The 15,887-nt window shown below is 62.0% G+C and carries 12 protein-coding genes; 7 read left to right on the forward strand and 5 right to left on the reverse strand.

Annotated elements, in window-relative coordinates; all coding sequences use genetic code 11:
• Nucleotides 1–4 precede the first annotated feature (4 nt).
• Nucleotides 5–1,036, forward strand: coding sequence for an amidohydrolase (locus H6979_08945; GenBank protein MCP5139970.1), 1,032 nt, complete (start codon nucleotides 5–7; stop codon nucleotides 1,034–1,036).
• Nucleotides 1,033–1,536: a hypothetical protein gene (locus H6979_08950; GenBank protein MCP5139971.1), complete on the forward strand. Its 504-nt coding sequence runs from the start codon at nucleotides 1,033–1,035 to the stop codon at nucleotides 1,534–1,536. The genes H6979_08945 and H6979_08950 overlap by 4 nt, the downstream gene beginning before the upstream one ends.
• Here H6979_08950 and H6979_08955 read toward each other — a convergent pair.
• A complete protein-coding gene (locus H6979_08955) occupies nucleotides 1,481–3,805 on the reverse strand; it encodes an EAL domain-containing protein (GenBank protein MCP5139972.1) in 2,325 nt (774 codons plus the stop codon). The genes H6979_08950 and H6979_08955 overlap by 56 nt on opposite strands.
• Nucleotides 3,806–4,058: 253 nt before the next feature.
• On the opposite strand from H6979_08955, the gene H6979_08960 reads away from it, so the two are divergent.
• Complete coding sequence (locus H6979_08960) at nucleotides 4,059–4,703, forward strand: protein-L-isoaspartate O-methyltransferase (protein ID MCP5139973.1); 645 nt, start codon at nucleotides 4,059–4,061, stop codon at nucleotides 4,701–4,703.
• A 43-nt stretch (nucleotides 4,704–4,746) separates the two neighbouring features.
• Nucleotides 4,747–6,099 carry a TolC family outer membrane protein gene (locus tag H6979_08965; protein MCP5139974.1) on the forward strand — a complete coding sequence of 451 codons (1,353 nt, stop codon included), beginning with the start codon at nucleotides 4,747–4,749 and terminating at the stop codon, nucleotides 6,097–6,099.
• Between the two features lie 20 nt (nucleotides 6,100–6,119).
• On the opposite strand, the gene waaA is transcribed toward H6979_08965, so the two are convergent.
• From waaA to H6979_08985, 4 genes are read right to left on the reverse strand one after another with little or no spacing between them, the layout of a single operon-like run.
• Nucleotides 6,120–7,412 carry a lipid IV(A) 3-deoxy-D-manno-octulosonic acid transferase gene (waaA, locus tag H6979_08970; GenBank protein ID MCP5139975.1) on the reverse strand — a complete coding sequence of 431 codons (1,293 nt, stop codon included), beginning with the start codon at nucleotides 7,410–7,412 and terminating at the stop codon, nucleotides 6,120–6,122.
• A 34-nt stretch (nucleotides 7,413–7,446) separates the two neighbouring features.
• Entirely contained in the window at nucleotides 7,447–8,880 is a 1,434-nt protein-coding gene (gene hldE, locus H6979_08975; GenBank protein MCP5139976.1) for a bifunctional D-glycero-beta-D-manno-heptose-7-phosphate kinase/D-glycero-beta-D-manno-heptose 1-phosphate adenylyltransferase HldE, read from the reverse strand.
• Nucleotides 8,881–8,929: 49 nt separating this feature from the next.
• Nucleotides 8,930–9,634 carry an NrdJb gene (locus H6979_08980; protein MCP5139977.1) on the reverse strand — a complete coding sequence of 235 codons (705 nt, stop codon included), beginning with the start codon at nucleotides 9,632–9,634 and terminating at the stop codon, nucleotides 8,930–8,932.
• 37 nt (nucleotides 9,635–9,671) lie between these two features.
• The gene (locus tag H6979_08985) at nucleotides 9,672–11,819 is read right to left on the reverse strand and encodes an adenosylcobalamin-dependent ribonucleoside-diphosphate reductase (protein ID MCP5139978.1); all 2,148 of its coding nucleotides are present in this window, start codon (nucleotides 11,817–11,819) and stop codon (nucleotides 9,672–9,674) included.
• Between the two features lie 443 nt (nucleotides 11,820–12,262).
• Between H6979_08985 and H6979_08990 the strand changes: the two genes are divergently transcribed.
• The 3 genes from H6979_08990 to H6979_09000 are packed head-to-tail and all read left to right on the forward strand — an operon-like array spanning nucleotide 12,263 to nucleotide 15,887.
• Nucleotides 12,263–13,636, forward strand: coding sequence for a DegQ family serine endoprotease (locus H6979_08990; GenBank protein ID MCP5139979.1), 1,374 nt, complete (start codon nucleotides 12,263–12,265; stop codon nucleotides 13,634–13,636).
• A 21-nt stretch (nucleotides 13,637–13,657) separates the two neighbouring features.
• Nucleotides 13,658–14,605, forward strand: coding sequence for a complex I NDUFA9 subunit family protein (locus H6979_08995; protein MCP5139980.1), 948 nt, complete (start codon nucleotides 13,658–13,660; stop codon nucleotides 14,603–14,605).
• A gap of 25 nt (nucleotides 14,606–14,630) precedes the next feature.
• Nucleotides 14,631–15,887, forward strand: a complete 1,257-nt coding sequence (locus H6979_09000) for a multifunctional CCA addition/repair protein (GenBank protein MCP5139981.1) — start codon at nucleotides 14,631–14,633, stop codon at nucleotides 15,885–15,887.

Raw genomic sequence — 15,887 nt, forward strand, 5'->3', positions numbered from 1 at the left:
GACCATGCAAGCAACCGTGCGCATTCTGATCACACTCACCATCATCCTGCTCGCCGCTTGCGGACGCGCGCCGGAGCCCGGTGTTCTGGTCGATGGCCGACGCATTCCGGTCATCGACATGCATCTGCATACGGGGACCTGGGCGATGACGCCGCCGGGTTTTCGCCAGCGCCTCACTGACCGGGTACCCACGGGTTTCAAGTGGGTCATGGGCCCGTTTGTCGATTACAACCTGCGCGGCAAGACCATCGTCGGGCAACTGGACAGCGCGGGCATCTCTGCAGGCGGGCTGTTTGCGCTCTATAGCCCGGCCACGACCGGCATCGCCAGCAACGAGTTTGTGGCCGGCGAGATCGCATCAGTTCCGGGTCGCCTGTATGGCTTTGCCAGTCTGCGCGTCGATGACTGGAACAACGACAGTGCGGCAGAACTCGCCCGCCTCGAAGCCGGCGTAAAGCTGCCGGGCATGCACGGCATCAAGCTTGCCCACGCTCATCAGCAGTTTCGTTTCGATGACCGGCGCTTCGATGGCATTTACGAAATCTGTGGCCGTCTGCGCAAACCGGTATATCTGCATACCGGTACCAGCCCGAATCCGGGCACGCGTTACGAACCCCCATATGCAGACCCGGCCTATCTTGAAGGCTCCATCCAGGCATTTCCGGACTGCATATTCATTCTGGGACACTCCGGCTATGACAGTCTTGGCAGGGCATTGACGTACACGGACTCGGCGATCGCACTCGCGCAGAAGTACAGCAACGTATTTCTGGAGCCCGGCGCGCTCGGCGCTGAACGTGCCGATGCCCTGCTCGGGGATTTTCTCCACCGCATCAAGGCTGGCGGCGTGATCGACAAGCTGATCTACGGCTCCGACGGGGTACAGTTCCCGGGCTACGTGAAGTCCCACCTGAGGGCATTTGTGGCCGGGATGCGGGAACAAGGCTATACAGCGGACGAGATGGAGCAGGTGCTGTCAGGCAACTTCCTGCGCGTCTTCAGCCTGCCGCCGATTCAGCTGGGGAGCGGACAATGAAATCCAGGACACTCCGGGTTATCTGTGCGGCAGCCATCGCGGCATTCCTGGCGGCAGCCTGCAGCGAGAAGCCACCGGAAATGCGCAGCCTGAAGATCAGCGGTACCGTGCAAATGCCTGGCGACGCAGCACGCTCTGGCGAATTGCATGTCATGGCCTATCACGCATGGACCGGCGTGGGCGAACTGCGCCACCCGCTGCTCTTCATGGGTGAGTTCACGGCGCCGGTCGGCGACTTCAGCGGAACCATCGAGTACCCGGCGGGTGCCGGCGAGGGCCTGGTGATCTATGCCTGGGCTGATACGGACGGCGATGGCGTGCTCTGCACGCCACAGAACGATACGGAGCTGGCCGGCCTCACAGAAGTCAGGGACTTTCCGGCAGATGAAGTCAGCGTTGAACTGTCACTGGATGCCAACTGCAAGTCGGCAAACTGGTTCTTTCCTAGTGTATCGCCATCTCGCCGCTCGTCTCGCCCAGACGATGCGGCCGGTCGATGAAGTGCCCCTGGATGAAATCCACACCGATGGTACGCAGCGCTTCGAAATCCGCCTGCGCTTCAACCTGCTCTGCAATCACGCGGAAGCCGAGAATGCGTGACATGCCCGTGATGGCGCTCACGACCTGATGATTCAGCGTATCGGGCTTGAGGTCGTGCGTATAGCTGCCGTCGATCTTCAGGTAATCGATTGACAGGTCCCGGAGGGTGGTAAACGAGCCAAAGCCGCTGCCGAAGTCATCGAGGCCAAACTGACAACCCATGCCGTGCAGCACAGCGATGAAACGCCGCGCCTGGTCGAAGCGGTCCATCACCGCCGTCTCGCCGATCTCGAAGCAGATCCGGTTCGGAGCGATCTGGCTGTGATCAAGGCACTCGACGACAAACTCGAGAAAGCCCTCGTCGGCAAGTGACTGCCCCGAGAGATTGATGCTGCAGCTGCGGTCGTCGGGCAGCCGGATGGCGCCATGTGCCAGGGCCGCCAGCGTCGCCTGCACTACCCAGCGATCGATGCCCGGCATGAGTTGATACCGTTCTGCCGCCGGAATGAACTGCCGGGGCAGCACCAGCTTGCCATCCTCGTCGGTCATGCGCAGGAGCACCTCGAAAGCCGGCCCGGCGCTGACCCGGCCGGTGGTCGCGATCACGGGCTGGGTATGGAGTTCAAAGCGGTTTTCACGCAAGGCGGCCTGCAGCAGCTGCAGCCAGTGGATATCGCCGCGCTGCCGTGCCGAAACCTCATCGCGTGACGAGTAGACATGGACGCGGCCGCGGCCCTGCTGTTTGGCCACATAGCAGGCCGAGTCGGCAGCACTGAGCAGGTCCTTGAGCGAACCGGTCTCACGCGCAACCTCAACCAGTCCGATGCTGATTCCGACGGTGAAAATCCGGTCCTGCCAGACGAAGCGGTAGTCCCGGACAGCGTTGCACACGTCGTCGGCGATCTGGCGCGCCTTGTCCAGCGGGCAGCGCAGCAGCAGCATGCCGAATTCGTCGCCGCCAAGCCGTGCCACGAGATCGGAGTCACGAACCTTGTCACGAATCAGCTTGGCGATCTCGCGCAGCATGTTGTCGCCAGCCAGATGGCCACAGGTATCGTTGACCGCCTTGAAGCGGTCGAGATCCATATAGCAGAGTACGGAGTGGGCACCGTCCTCGCGCCCGGACTCGATGGCCTCCTGCACACGTCGCTCGAATTCGCTGCGGTTGGCCAGACCGGTGAGAGCGTCATGAGCGGCCTGGTAAGAGATGCGGCGGGTCAGGCCGCGCATCTCTGTCACGTCGTGCATGATCACCACCGCACCGGCGACGGTATCGCCGGCACCGATGATCGGCGAGGCGGTGAGCTCGACTGAAAGTTCACGCCCATCGTCGACCGTGAGCATCAGAGCGCGACGACCCAGGCTCACCTGGCGCCGCTCCGCCAGACATCGCGACACCGGGTCGCCAAGATCCTTGCGGTCCGACTCGTCGACCAGCTTCAGGAGATCGGTCATGCGCTTGCCAACCGCAAGCTCGCGGCTGACCCCGATCAGCTTCTCGGCCGCACCATTCAGGTAGTCGATCATGCCCTGCGTATCGGTAGTGACTACGCCTTCGCCGATCGACTCCAGGGTGATCTGCGCCTGCTGCTTGCCACGGCCCAGATTCGCTTCGATGCTCTTCCGGTAACTGATATCGCGGGCAATGGTGAGGATGGCCTTTTGTCCGCGATAGTCGATCATCGAACCGGCCGCCTCGACCCACATGCCGCCTTCATCACCCGAGATGAGCTGAATCTCCAGACGGTCCGGCACTGATTCACCGGCCAGCCGACCGCTGAGATTCTTGCGGGTCACGGCCCTGTAGGCCGGCCGCACCAGGTCCGTCACCGGCCGACCAACGAGTTGCTCGGGAGTCAGCCCTATCAGCCCGGCAGCAACGTTATTGGCGAAGATCACACGATCACGATGCACGAGGACGACCTCCGGCATCGTATTGGCCAGATCCTGGAACAGCGCCTCGCGCTGGCGCATCTGCCGGTCCTTGGCATTCAGCGTATCGAACAGGCGGTTGATGTTGTCACCAAGCGCAGAAAAACCCGCCGGGGCCGATGCCGGCTGAGTCACCCGTTTGCCAAAGGCAGACGCCTCTGCGGCATCGAGGATCTCCTGGTTGAGGGCCTCGACACTGCGGGTATAGGCACTGCGTGAGCGCCAGAGGTGCAGGCAGGTGCCAACAAGCCCGAAGCAGATCACGGCAAGCGCCAGGATTAACCACGTCTCGGTCATCTGGACAATGCTACCGGGAGGGTCAGCCGGGCCCCGCCCTCCTCTCATCGTTAATTGCGCCCGTTTCTCTTGCGGCAGAAATACGGCGCGAACCGGCCTCGCGGATGTGGGAGAGCATAGCCGATGGGTCTACCGCCGAGTCCGGGGGTTCACCATAATCCGGCACTCGGGCGATAATGGTCGGGCAGCCGGTCCTGAACTTGTCTGCAATCAGCAAACTCCTTAACCTGAGCCGCTCCGCATGAACACCCATATCGAATTTGCACGCACCCAGATGGTCAACCAGCAGGTGCGGACCTGGGATGTGCTTGATCCGGCAATTCTGGCTGTGCTGGGGACCGTTCCCCGCGAGCAGTTTGTGCCGCCGCGCTACCGTGCCCTTGCCTTTGCCGATACCTGTATACCGCTGCCGGGCGGGCAAACCATGCTGCCCCCGAAACTGGAAGGCCGCCTGTTGCAGGCATTGTCTCCGGCGCCCGCCGAACGGATGCTCGAGGTCGGTACGGGCAGCGGATTCATGACCGCCTGTCTGGTAGCGCTGGGCGGCACAGTAACCAGCCTGGAAATCATCGCGGAACTGGCCAGCACAGCGGAAAAGAAGCTCGCAGCCTTGGGCTTTCGTGGTGCCGAGGTCCACAATAGGGATGTCTTCGACTTCGTACCGGATAGCCGATTCGACCTTATTGCCGTGACCGGCTCTCTGCCGGTCTACGATCGTCGTTTCGCGGACTGGCTTGCCCCCGGTGGCCGCCTGTTCGTGGTTACCGGTAGCGCACCACAGATGGAGGCCCGGCTGGTGCGCCGGCTTGGCGAAAACGAGTGGTCCACGGAATTTCTGCTGGAGACCGTCGTGCCGCCGCTGAAGAATGCGCCGGAACACCAGGCTTTCACTTTCTGAGCAGCTTGCAGCCGCCGCCAGAACAACAACAGGAATGCAGACCATGAGAAATTTCCGCCGGCTTTTGCCCGTCGCCCTGCTTCTGGCACAGGCAGCCCATGCTGATTCGCTGCTGCAGGTCTACGAAAAGGCACTGCAGAGTGACCCACAGGTGCGGGAAGCCGAAGCCAATCGTCTTGCTGTCCTTGAAGGCAAGCCCATTGCACGCGGCGCACTGCTGCCGCAGGTGAGTGGCCGGATGACTCTTGCCAACAATGCCGCCAACGGCACCACCAGCACCTTCTTCGGTGGCCAGCAATTAACCCGCGTGGTCGACTCACGCGACACTGATGCCAGGAACTGGGTACTGGAACTGCGCCAGAGCGTGTTTCGCTGGGATCAATGGGTAACGCTCTCGCAGGCCGGCAAGCAAGCAGCCCAGGCAGATGCGGACTACCAGGCCGCACAGCAGGATCTGATTGTGCGCGTCGCTACCACCTACTTCCTGGTGCTGGCGGGCGAAGACACCCTCGCGTCACAACAGGCGGCCAGGGAATCCATCGGCCGCCAGCTGGAACAGGCACAGAAGCGCTTCGAGGTCGGACTCATTGCGATTACCGATGTGCAGGAAGCCCAGGCGGCATACGACCAGGCGGTTACCGACGAAATCCTTGCCAAGCGTGCGCTCGCCAACAACTGGGAAGCACTGCGCACGATCATCGACGAGATCCCGCCTGCGCTGGCCAAGCCCGCTGCAGACATCCCGCTGGTCTCGCCTGATCCCAACGACGTCGAAGCCTGGGTCAACACCGCCTTGCAACAGAATCGCAGCGTCATATCCAGCCAGATCGGCACCCGGATCGCCAAGGATGACGTCAGCCTGGCGCGTACCGGACACTACCCGACCGTCGATCTGGTACTCAGCAGGAACAATACCGACAACACGGGTTTCGCGCGCTCGCCAGATCGAAACCCCACGGCCACGGATCTGGAGAGTGACAGCATCTCGCTGCAGATGGCGCTGCCCATCTTCAGCGGCGGCCAGACCTCGGCAAGAGTCCAGCAGGCCGTGTACCGGCATCGGGCATCGCGCGAACGCCTCGAACGCACCCAGCGCGATACCGAACAGCAGACCCGTGACGCCTACCTCGGCGTAATCTCGGATATTTCCCGGGTGGCGGCGCTGAAGCAGGCCCTCGAATCGAGCCGTACCGCACTCAAGGCCAGCGAGGCCGGCTACGAAGTCGGTACCCGCACTGCCGTCGATGTACTCGATGCCAAACGCAAGACCTATGTTGCGGAAGCACAGTACCTCCGCAGCCGCTACGACTACCTGATCAACGGCTTGCGTCTCAAGCAGGCGGCGGGCACGCTGGTGGTCGATGATCTCGCCCAGGTCGATACATTGCTGAAGTAGCCCGGGAATACTTTCCGGCTTCAATCCGTATTCGCGGGAATCAGCGGATCGATGAGCTTCAGCAGGCGCTCCAGCGCCCCGCAATTGTCTGCAATGGCGGCCTGGCCGGCCGTGCCGCGCCGCTGCCGCTCTGCCGGATCGGCGAACAGCCGGCAGACCTCTGCAGCGATGCCGTCCGCATCCGAGGCCACGCTCGCCGCCCCGCAGGTCACGAGCAGCGCACAGATGTCGGCAGCGTTTTCGTTGTGTGGGCCGGTAATGACGGGCATCCCGAGCGAGGCCGGTTCGAGCAGGTTGTGACCGCCGATGGCGATCAGGCTGCCACCGACAAAAGCGACATCTGCAGCCGCGTAGAAGGTCGTCAGCTCGCCCATCGTATCGCCGAGAAATACCGTTGTGCGTTGATCTGCAACCGCCGCACTGCTGCGCGTGACATGATTCAGCCCACAGCTTTCGATGAGGGCCGCCACCTCGGAAAATCGCTCAGGGTGACGGGGCACGAGCAGAAGCAGGGCTTGCGGATGCTGCTGCCGGATCAACACATGCGCAGCAAGCAGCACGGATTCCTCACCGTCGTGCGTACTGGCCGCCACCCAGACTGGCCGGTCACGCGCCTGCATCGCACGCAGCGCACGCCCGGCCTGCAGAACCTCAGGCGGCAACTCGAAATCGAATTTGATATTGCCGGTAACGTGCGTACGCGCCGGATTTGCGCCCAGCGAACGAAACCGCCCGGCATCGGCCGGTGTCTGTGCAGCGATGACGATGCCATTGGCCAGCGTATCGCGAAACAGCGGTATCAGCCGGCGATAGCGCCCGAGTGAGCGCGTGGATATCCGGGCGCTGGCCAGAACCAGCGGCACACGCCTCTGGCCACACTCATGATAGAGGTTGGGCCAGAGTTCCGTCTCCATGATGATGGCAAGCGAAGGCCGGGCCCAGTCAAAGAACCGCCGAACCGCTGCGGCGAGATCGTAGGGCACGTAGCTGTGCACGACCGTATCGCCGAACAGCAGCCGGACGCGTTCGCTGCCGGTCGGTGTCATCGTGGTCATCACCAGCGGCAGGCCGGGATAGCGCTTCAGCAGGGCGCGCACCAGTGGCGCCGCCGCCTGGACCTCGCCCACCGATACCGCATGCACCCAGATGGACGGCTGCCGCAGGCGCGCCATCCCGAAGCCGAAGCGCTCGGCGATTCTCTTTCGGTAGGCGGGCGCACTGATACTCCGCCAGTAAAGGTGCACCAGCAACAGCGGTACGAGCAGGTAGCTGAGAACGATATACGCAATCCGCAACCAGGAAGTTCTGCCCATCAGTGACCTGCTTGCCGACTGCCGGATGAAAGGGCTATTGCTTTGCCAGCCGGTTGACGGCCTCGACGATCGTGCTGGTCGAGCGACCTGGATGGAAACCGAGCACCTCGACAGTACCTCCCCGTGCCAGTACGGCGCGCGCTCCCGCAATGTTCTCCGGGCGGTAGTCTCCACCCTTCACGAGTACGTCCGGCAGGACTTCTGATACCAGCGCCTCAGGGGTGTCCTCGCTGAAGGGCACCACCCAGTCAACGGCGGCAAGTCCGGCCAGCACGGCCATGCGATCCGCCAATGGGTTGATCGGGCGTCCCGACCCCTTCAGCCTCGTCACCGATGCATCGTCGTTCACGGCGACGAGCAGGCGATCACCGCGCCGCTTGGCTTCCTCCAGGTAGGCCACGTGGCCGGCATGCAGGATATCGAAACAGCCGTTGGTCATGACCAGACGCTCGCCGCGCGAACGTGCCTCCGCGGCAATCTGCCGCGCTTCGCTTCGACTGAGCAGACCGCGCCCGCCCTGACCGTGTTCGTGCAGCGAAAGCCTGAGTTCCGAGGGTGTAACCGAGGCCACACCGATCTTGCCAACCACCAGTCCGGCCGCCAGATTGGCAAGCCCTGCTGCTTCGTAAAGGGTTTGCCCGCCACCCAGTGCGGCTGCCAGTGTCGCTATGACCGTATCACCGGCACCAGTCACATCGAACACCTGGCGTGCCCGTGCCGGCAGAAACATCGCCTCTTCGCCTGCCGTGATCACCGCCATGCCGCGCTCCCCGAGCGTGATCACCAGCGCCTCGATATCCAGCGCCTCACGCAAGGCGCTGCCACGCTCGGCAATATCATCGTCGCCGTCTGTACGTCCGACCACCTCTTCAAATTCGCTCAGGTTCGGCGTCAGCAGACTGGCACCACGATAGCGGGCGAAGTCGCTGCCTTTGGGGTCGACGAGTACGGCAACCCCGCGTTGCCGACAGATAGTGATCAGCCGCTGAATGTCTGCCAGGGTGCCTTTCCCGTAATCCGAAAAAACACAGATGCTGGTCTTTGGCAGATGCCGCTCAAGCATGCCCGGCAAGGTCCTGACATCGCTCAGCGGGTAGGTGTCCTCGGTATCGAGACGGATCAGCTGCTGGTTGCGGCTCAGCACGCGCAGCTTGGTAATCGTGGGTTGGGCCGCCGACTGGATGAATTCCGCTGTCACGCCATTGTCTTTCAACAGCCGCGCCAGGGTGGCGCCATTGGCGTCGCGACCGACGATACCGGTGAGCGTGGTACGTACACCGAGGCTGGCAAGGTTGATGGCGACATTCGCCGCACCGCCAGCGCGGGACTGGGACCGCGTCACCTGAACGACAGGCACCGGCGCCTCGGGTGATATCCGCGAGACAGGCCCGAACCAGTAGTCATCGAGCATGACGTCACCGACGACCAGGACGGTGACACGACTGAAATCAGGAACGCTGAAGGTCATCCGTTAGTAGTGGTGCCGCTTCTACCCTGCGGATGTTAGCACGCCGTATTCAGCCGCATTTGGAGTCGCCACAGGCGAGGCAGGTCATGCAGCCGTCCATGAAAACCACGGCGACGGTACTGCAGGCAATGCAGATCTGTGCACCGGCCGGATATTCGCTGCGGGCGAACGCATCCTGCTGACGATGCTGCTCCTCGTATTCACGGCGCTTTTCCTCAACCAGCTTGCGCTTGTGCTCATCCATGGTGTCAGCAGGCAGCAGGCCAATGAAACGCAGATGCTTCTCGATGATGTGGCCGAGTTCGGCGATGATCGATGGCATGAACTTGCCACCCGGCTGCCAGTAACCACCCCGGGGATCGAAGACCGCCTTGAGTTCATCCACCATGAAGGTAACGTCGCCGCCCTTGCGGAATACGGCCGACATGAGCCGGGTCAGCGCGACAATCCACTGGTAGTGATCGAGGTTCTTCGAGTTGATGAATATCTCGAAGGGGCGGCGCTGCTCATGCTCGGTACCCGGGTTGAGAACCAGATCATTGATGGTCACATACATCGCATGATCGGAAACCGGGGTCTTCACCTTGTAGGTCGAGCCCTGCAGCATTTCCGGCCGCTCGAGCTTCTCGTGCATGCGCACGACATTACCCTCGACCGACAGGCGTTTCGCTGCAGACCGCTCTGCCTTCTTGTCGGCAGCCTTGCCGTCGTCGCCATCCACGCGATAGCCGACGATCTTCTTTTCAATCCTGATCTTCGCCACGTCTCTCTCCCGCGGGCTTTGCCCTGCGTCAAAACTTGCCGTAATAACCTTCCTTCAGCGCATCGAACAGATTGGCAGCGGTGTGCATCTCGCCGTCATACTCGATCTCTTCATCGCCCCGGAGAGTCACTTCGGACCCGTCTTCCAGCACGAAGGTGTACTTCGTATTCTGCAAATCCTTGCCCTTCACGAGTACGCCCTGGAAAGCTTCGGGGTTGAAGCGGAAAGTGGTACAGCCCTTCAGCCCCTTCTCGTAGGCATACATGTAGATGTCCTTGAACTTCTCGTAATCGAAGTCCGTCGGCACGTTGGCGGTCTTCGAAATCGAGGAGTCTACCCAGCGCTGCGCAGCTGCCTGGATATCCACATGTTCCCGCGGGCTGATGTCCTCCGCGGTAATGAAATACTCCGGCAGCTGCTCATCCGGCCGGGTGCTGCCGGGCATCGCCGCTGCATTGACGAACTGCCGGTAGGCGAGCAATTCAAAGGACAGGACATCGACCTTTTCCTTGGACTTCTTCCCTTCGCGGATCACGTTGCGAAAATAGTGATGGGCAAAACTCGGCTCGATGCCGTTACTGGCATTGTTGGCAAAGGACAATGAAATCGTCCCGGTCGGCGCTATCGAACTGTGGTGCGTGAACCGCGCCCCGGTCTGCTCCAGATCCTTCACCAGTTCCGGAGCCACCTCGGCGATACGCTGCATGTAGCGGCTGTAGCGCGCATGCAGTACCCGCCCGGGTATGCGGTCACCGACTTTCCAGCCATCGCGGGCCATTTCCGGACGCTTGCGCAGCATCTGCGCCGTCACTGCGAAGTCCTCGAGCAGGATCGGCGCCGGGCCCTTTTCGCGGGCCAGGTCCAGCGCGGTCTCCCAGCCAGCCAGCGCCATTTCACGGGCGACATCATCGGTGAATTTCACCGAGTCCTTCGAGCCATAGCGCATGCGCAGCATGGTCAGTGTGGAACCGAGCCCAAGGAAGCCCATGCCATGACGGCGCTTGCGCAGAATCTCCTCGCGCTGCCGCGGCAACGGCAGTCCGTTGATCTCGACCACGTTGTCGAGCATGCGCGAAAACACCTTCACTACCCGCCGGAATTCATCCCAGTCAAAGCGGGCATTTTCTGCAAACGGATCCAGCACGAACTTGGTCAGGTTGACGGATCCGAGCAGGCATGACCCATAGGGCGGCAGCGGCTGTTCGCCGCAGGGGTTCGTGGCCCGGATATTCTCGTCGAACCAGTTGTTGTTCATCTCGTTGACACGATCGACCAGCACGAAACCCGGCTCGGCGAAGTCGTAGGTCGAGGCCATGATCATGTCCCACAGACGCCTTGCCGGCAGCTTCTTGAAGATGCGGCACGCAACCTGCCCGGTGTCGTTGGTCACGTAACCCGCGGTCACCGGCCATTCACGCCACAGCACCTGCGCCGGATCGTTCACGTCGAGACCCAGCTGCTCGAGTTGCCGATGATCGAGCGGGAAGGCGAGCAACCAGTCGCGGTCGTGCTTGACCGCCTGCATGAACTCATCCGTTACCAGCAGGGAAAGATTGAACTGACGCAGCCGGCCGTCCTCGCGCTTGGCGCGAATGAAATCCAGTACATCGGGATGGCCGACATCAAATGTGCCCATCTGCGCACCACGCCGCCCACCGGCAGATGACACGGTGAAGCACATCTTGTCGTAGATATCCATGAAGGACATGGGCCCCGAGGTATGCGCACCGGCACCCGATACGTACGCGCCCTTGGGCCGCAGGGTCGAAAATTCATAACCGATGCCGCATCCGGCCTTGAGCGTCAGGCCTGCTTCATGAACCTTGGTGAGGATGTCCTGCATCGAGTCGCCGATGGTGCCGGAGACCGTGCAGTTGATGGTCGAGGTAGCCGGCTTGTGCTCGCGGGCACCCGCATTCGACATGATCCGGCCCGCCGGGATCGCCCCGCGTCGGAGCGCCCAGAGAAACTGCTCAAACCAGCGGTCCCGGTCCCCCTCGGACTCGACATCAGCCAGTGCACGGGCAACACGCTTGTAGGTGTCGTCCATGGTCTCGTCGACGACCTCGCCGGTCTTCGCCTTCAACCGGTATTTCTTGTCCCAGATATCGATCGACGCTTCCTGGAAGCCGACGGTGCCCGCCCTGACGTTTTCCATTTGTACTGCCGGCTTCATAGCCTTCATATCCCCCAAACCACCCTGTAATCTGCACCCGGAGCCTGCTCTCCGGAACGGAAGTCCATCTCGGCGACACCCCTTCGCCAGCCGATGCACCAAGCGCCAAAACCGCGAAAATTCGCTGGAATCGTCGCCACAAGATGTTGTGGCGACATAAGCGGTACCTTAGGAGCCGACCGCAGCGCTGTCAAGAATTGTTTTCACGGACTGTATAGCGTGAAACTTATTTATAATCATATAGTTAAATAAATACAGGCCCGCTAATTCAGGCCCCCACTTTAATCATTCCCGGTACTGTTGCAGGTTCAGCGGCCACACAAGATATAGGGACATGCCGCGCCGGATCAATCGGCTTGCGGGGTACTCGGCGCAAGCACTCGGCAGCGGACAAAAAACGTTATGATTCCGCGTCTTCAATCACCTGCCGAAGGTTTGTACGCATGACAGGACTGCTCTGTCGGGCTGCACTGATGCTGGCCCTCATCTCCGGTACAGCCGGCGCGCAGCTGCCGGTACGTGCTGGCGGCCAGGAAATGCCTACCCTTGCGCCACTGGTCAAGCAAGTCGAGCCCGCAGTGGTCAGTATCGCCACCAAAGGCACGATCAATGCGCCCACCAATCCGCTGATGGAAGATCCCTTCTTTCGCCGGTTTTTCGGCTTTCCTGACCAGCAGCAACCGCAGCGGCGCCGCGAGGTACAGAGTGCGGGTTCCGGTGTGATCGTGGACGCGGCGAAGGGCTACATCCTGACCAATCACCACGTGGTCGAGAACGCGGAACTGATCGAGATCTACCTCAATGACAACCGCAGCCTCAAAGCCAGGGTCATCGGCTCTGACGCAGGTACGGACATCGCCGTACTGCAGGTTGAAGACAGCAAGAATCTGGTCCAGATGAAGTTCGGCAACTCCGACCAGGTGCAGGTCGGGGATTTCGTGCTCGCGATTGGCAATCCCTTCGGGCTGCAGCACACGGTTACCTCAGGGATCGTGAGCGCGCTCGGGCGCAGCGGTATCAATCCGGACGGTTATGAAGACTTCATCCAGACCGATGCATCGATCAACCCGGGCAACTCCGGCGGAGCGCTGGTCAACCTGCGGGGGGAACTGATCGGCATCAACTCCGCGATCTTCAGCAACAGCGGCGGCAACATCGGCATCGGTTTTGCAATTCCGGTGAACATCGCCAAGTCGATCATGAACCAGATCCTCCAGTACGGTGAGGTGAAACGCGGGCTGCTCGGCGTGAGCATTTCCGACTTCAATGCGGACAGCGCAAAGGCATTCGGCATCGAAGCCACGGCGGAAGGTGCGCTGGTACAGGAGGTCGTCACTGACTCGGCAGCGGAAAAGGCCGGCATCATGGTCGGCGATGTCATCGTTTCGGTCGATGGTCAGAGGGTCAAGGGTGCCTCCGATCTGCGCAACACGATCGGCCTGAAACGCAGCGGTGACTCGGTGCGTGTCGATGTGATCCGCGACGGCAAGCGACGCCAGTTCACCGCTGTACTGAGCGAAATCAGCATCAGCGCACAGATCGACGGCGGCGACGTACACCCCGGCCTTGCGGGCGCCCAGCTCGGCAACCATGAAGGCAAGGGTGAGGACTTCACCGGGCCCGGGGTCAGCATTGATGCCGTCGAGCCCAACAGTCCCGCCGCGCTGGCGGGCATACGGCCGAACGACATCATAGTGTCGGTAAACCGCAAGCGCGTGCGCAACGTACGTGAACTGCAGCAGGCGGCCAGCCAGCAGAGCCTGCTGATCATGAGCGTGCGTCGTGGCAACCGGAACCTGCTGCTGCAAATCCGCTGAAAAAACAGATACCGGGGACATATGGCTTCTTATTGCATACTTGGCGGAACGGGATTCATCGGCTCGCGACTCGTCGCCCACCTGGCCAACCGTGGGCACCGCATCACGGTACCCACGCGCGATCCGGAGCGGGCCCGCCACTTGCGTATCCAGCCATCGGTAAAGCTCGTTCGCGCCGATGTCTTTGCGCCCGGCACGCTGGCCACCCTGCTCACCGGGGCTGATGCCGTCGTCAACCTGATTGGCATCCTGAATGAATCAGGCCGCGACGGCCGGGGCTTTCATCGCGTCCATGTGGAACTGATGGAGACGCTGATCGCTGCCTGTAAAAGCGCAGGCGTCTCGCGGCTTGTACAGCTCAGCGCACTGAATGCCGGGGCGCCGCAGGCAAGCAGTTACTACTTGCGCAGCAAAGGCGAAGCGGAAGCGCTGTTGCGGAAGTCGCAGCTCGACTGGACGATCCTGCAGCCCTCTGTCGTCTTCGGTCCCGGCGACGATTTCATCAACCGCTTTGCAGGGCTGGTCCGGCTGATTCCCTGGGCCTTCACATTGCCCATGCCGAACACCCGCTTTGCGCCGATCCATGTAGACGATCTGGTCAGCGCCATCACGCGCGTACTGGACAGGCCCGATACGACACATCAGACCCTGCAGCTCTATGGAGCCGAGACCTTTACCCTGAAAGAAATCGTCCAGATGATTACTGACACCCTGGGACTCAATCGGCGGATCATCGGCATGTCGAAAGGACTGTCACGGGCCCAGGCAGCCTGGATGGACTTCGTACCTGGCAAACCCTTTTCTACCGACAACTACCGCTCGATGCTTCTCGACAGCGTCGGCACCGAAGACGGACTGCAGCGCCTGGGCATCAAACCGCGCTCACTGACCGCGAACCTGGCCACGACACTGGCAGGAGCCGGCGTGCATAGCCATTACGATATCTGTCGTCGCACGGCCGGGCGCTGATGGCCTGTACCGCGAGGTCCGGCCCATGCAGATCTATCTGGTAGGCGGCGCTGTTCGTGACCGGTTGCTGGGCCTGCCTGTCAGGGAGCGTGACTGGGTCGTGGTCGGCGCAACGCCGGCCGAGCTCGAAGCGCAAGGCTATCGGCGCGTAGGCCGGAGTTTTCCGGTTTACCTCCACCCCGTAACCCATGAGGAATATGCGCTCGCGCGTACCGAACTCAAGACCGGCCCCGGTTATCACGGCTTCGATGTCCGCTCCGACCCCTCGGTAACGCTGGAAGAAGACCTGCAGCGACGCGACCTCACCATCAATGCCATCGCTGAGGACAGCTTCGGCACGCTCATCGACCCGGCCGGCGGCCAGACACACCTGCGTGAACGGCTTCTGCATCACGTCTCCGCCGCTTTCCGCGAAGACCCGGTGCGCATCCTGCGCGTTGCACGCTTTGCAGCCCGCTTTCATGACCTGGGCTTCCGCGTAGCGGACGCCACTCTGCATCTCATGCGCGAGATGGTGGCAGCCGGCGAGGTCGCCGCACTGGTGCCGGAGCGCGTCTGGCAGGAGACCGAATCAGCCCTCGGCGAGTCGCGCCCGGATATCTACTTTCAGGTACTCCACGACTGCGGAGCACTGGCCGTCGTGTTTCCGGAGGTGGCTGTGCTGTTCGGCGTACCGCAACCTGAAAAGTGGCACCCGGAAATCGATACCGGCCGGCACATCCTGCTGGCCCTGCGCGAATCGGCCCGGCTCGGACATGAGCGTGAAGTGCGCTTTGCGGTGCTGGTACACGATCTGGGCAAGGGCACCACACCCAAGAGTGAACTGCCCAGGCATCTCGGGCATGAACAGCGGGGTATCGCGCTCGTAGAGCAGCTTTGCGACAGGCTCGCGATACCCAACCGCTTCAGGGACCTGGCCATCGCGGTAACCCGCCAGCATGGCAACTGCCATCGCGCCCTGGAACTCAAGCCAGCGACGCTGCTCAGCCTGCTTGAGAGTCTGGACGCCTTCCGTCGGGCTGACCGGGTGGAGCCCTTTCTCGACGCCTGCGAAGCAGACGCGCGGGGCCGTACCGGGCTGGAGACACGGCCCTACCCGCAACGTGAGCTGATTCATGCCGTGTGGCAGGCGGCGCGATCCGTTGATACGGCAACGATCGCCAGACAGGGACTTGCCGGCGAGGCACTCGGTGCCGCCATTCGTCAGGCGCGCCTGGACGCCTGTGCCGCGGCCCGCGCCCGTTTCATGGCTGACCGGGCAGCATCCGAGCAGCCCGAGTGA

Source organism: Chromatiales bacterium (assembly GCA_024234935.1).
In the GTDB taxonomy this organism is placed as follows: domain Bacteria; phylum Pseudomonadota; class Gammaproteobacteria; order Steroidobacterales.

Excerpts from the sequence above, each read along its gene's own strand:
- H6979_08945 (MCP5139970.1), top strand. The coding sequence starts at position 5 with ATGCAAGCAACCGTGCGCATTCTGATCACACTCACCATCATCCTGCTC.
- H6979_08950 (MCP5139971.1), top strand. The coding sequence starts at position 1,033 with ATGAAATCCAGGACACTCCGGGTTATCTGTGCGGCAGCCATCGCGGCA.
- H6979_08955 (MCP5139972.1), bottom strand. The coding sequence starts at position 3,805 with ATGACCGAGACGTGGTTAATCCTGGCGCTTGCCGTGATCTGCTTCGGG.
- H6979_08965 (MCP5139974.1), top strand. The coding sequence starts at position 4,747 with ATGAGAAATTTCCGCCGGCTTTTGCCCGTCGCCCTGCTTCTGGCACAG.
- waaA (MCP5139975.1), bottom strand. The coding sequence starts at position 7,412 with ATGGGCAGAACTTCCTGGTTGCGGATTGCGTATATCGTTCTCAGCTAC.
- hldE (MCP5139976.1), bottom strand. The coding sequence starts at position 8,880 with ATGACCTTCAGCGTTCCTGATTTCAGTCGTGTCACCGTCCTGGTCGTC.
- H6979_08985 (MCP5139978.1), bottom strand. The coding sequence starts at position 11,819 with ATGAAGCCGGCAGTACAAATGGAAAACGTCAGGGCGGGCACCGTCGGC.
- H6979_08990 (MCP5139979.1), top strand. The coding sequence starts at position 12,263 with ATGACAGGACTGCTCTGTCGGGCTGCACTGATGCTGGCCCTCATCTCC.
- H6979_08995 (MCP5139980.1), top strand. The coding sequence starts at position 13,658 with ATGGCTTCTTATTGCATACTTGGCGGAACGGGATTCATCGGCTCGCGA.
- H6979_09000 (MCP5139981.1), top strand. The coding sequence starts at position 14,631 with ATGCAGATCTATCTGGTAGGCGGCGCTGTTCGTGACCGGTTGCTGGGC.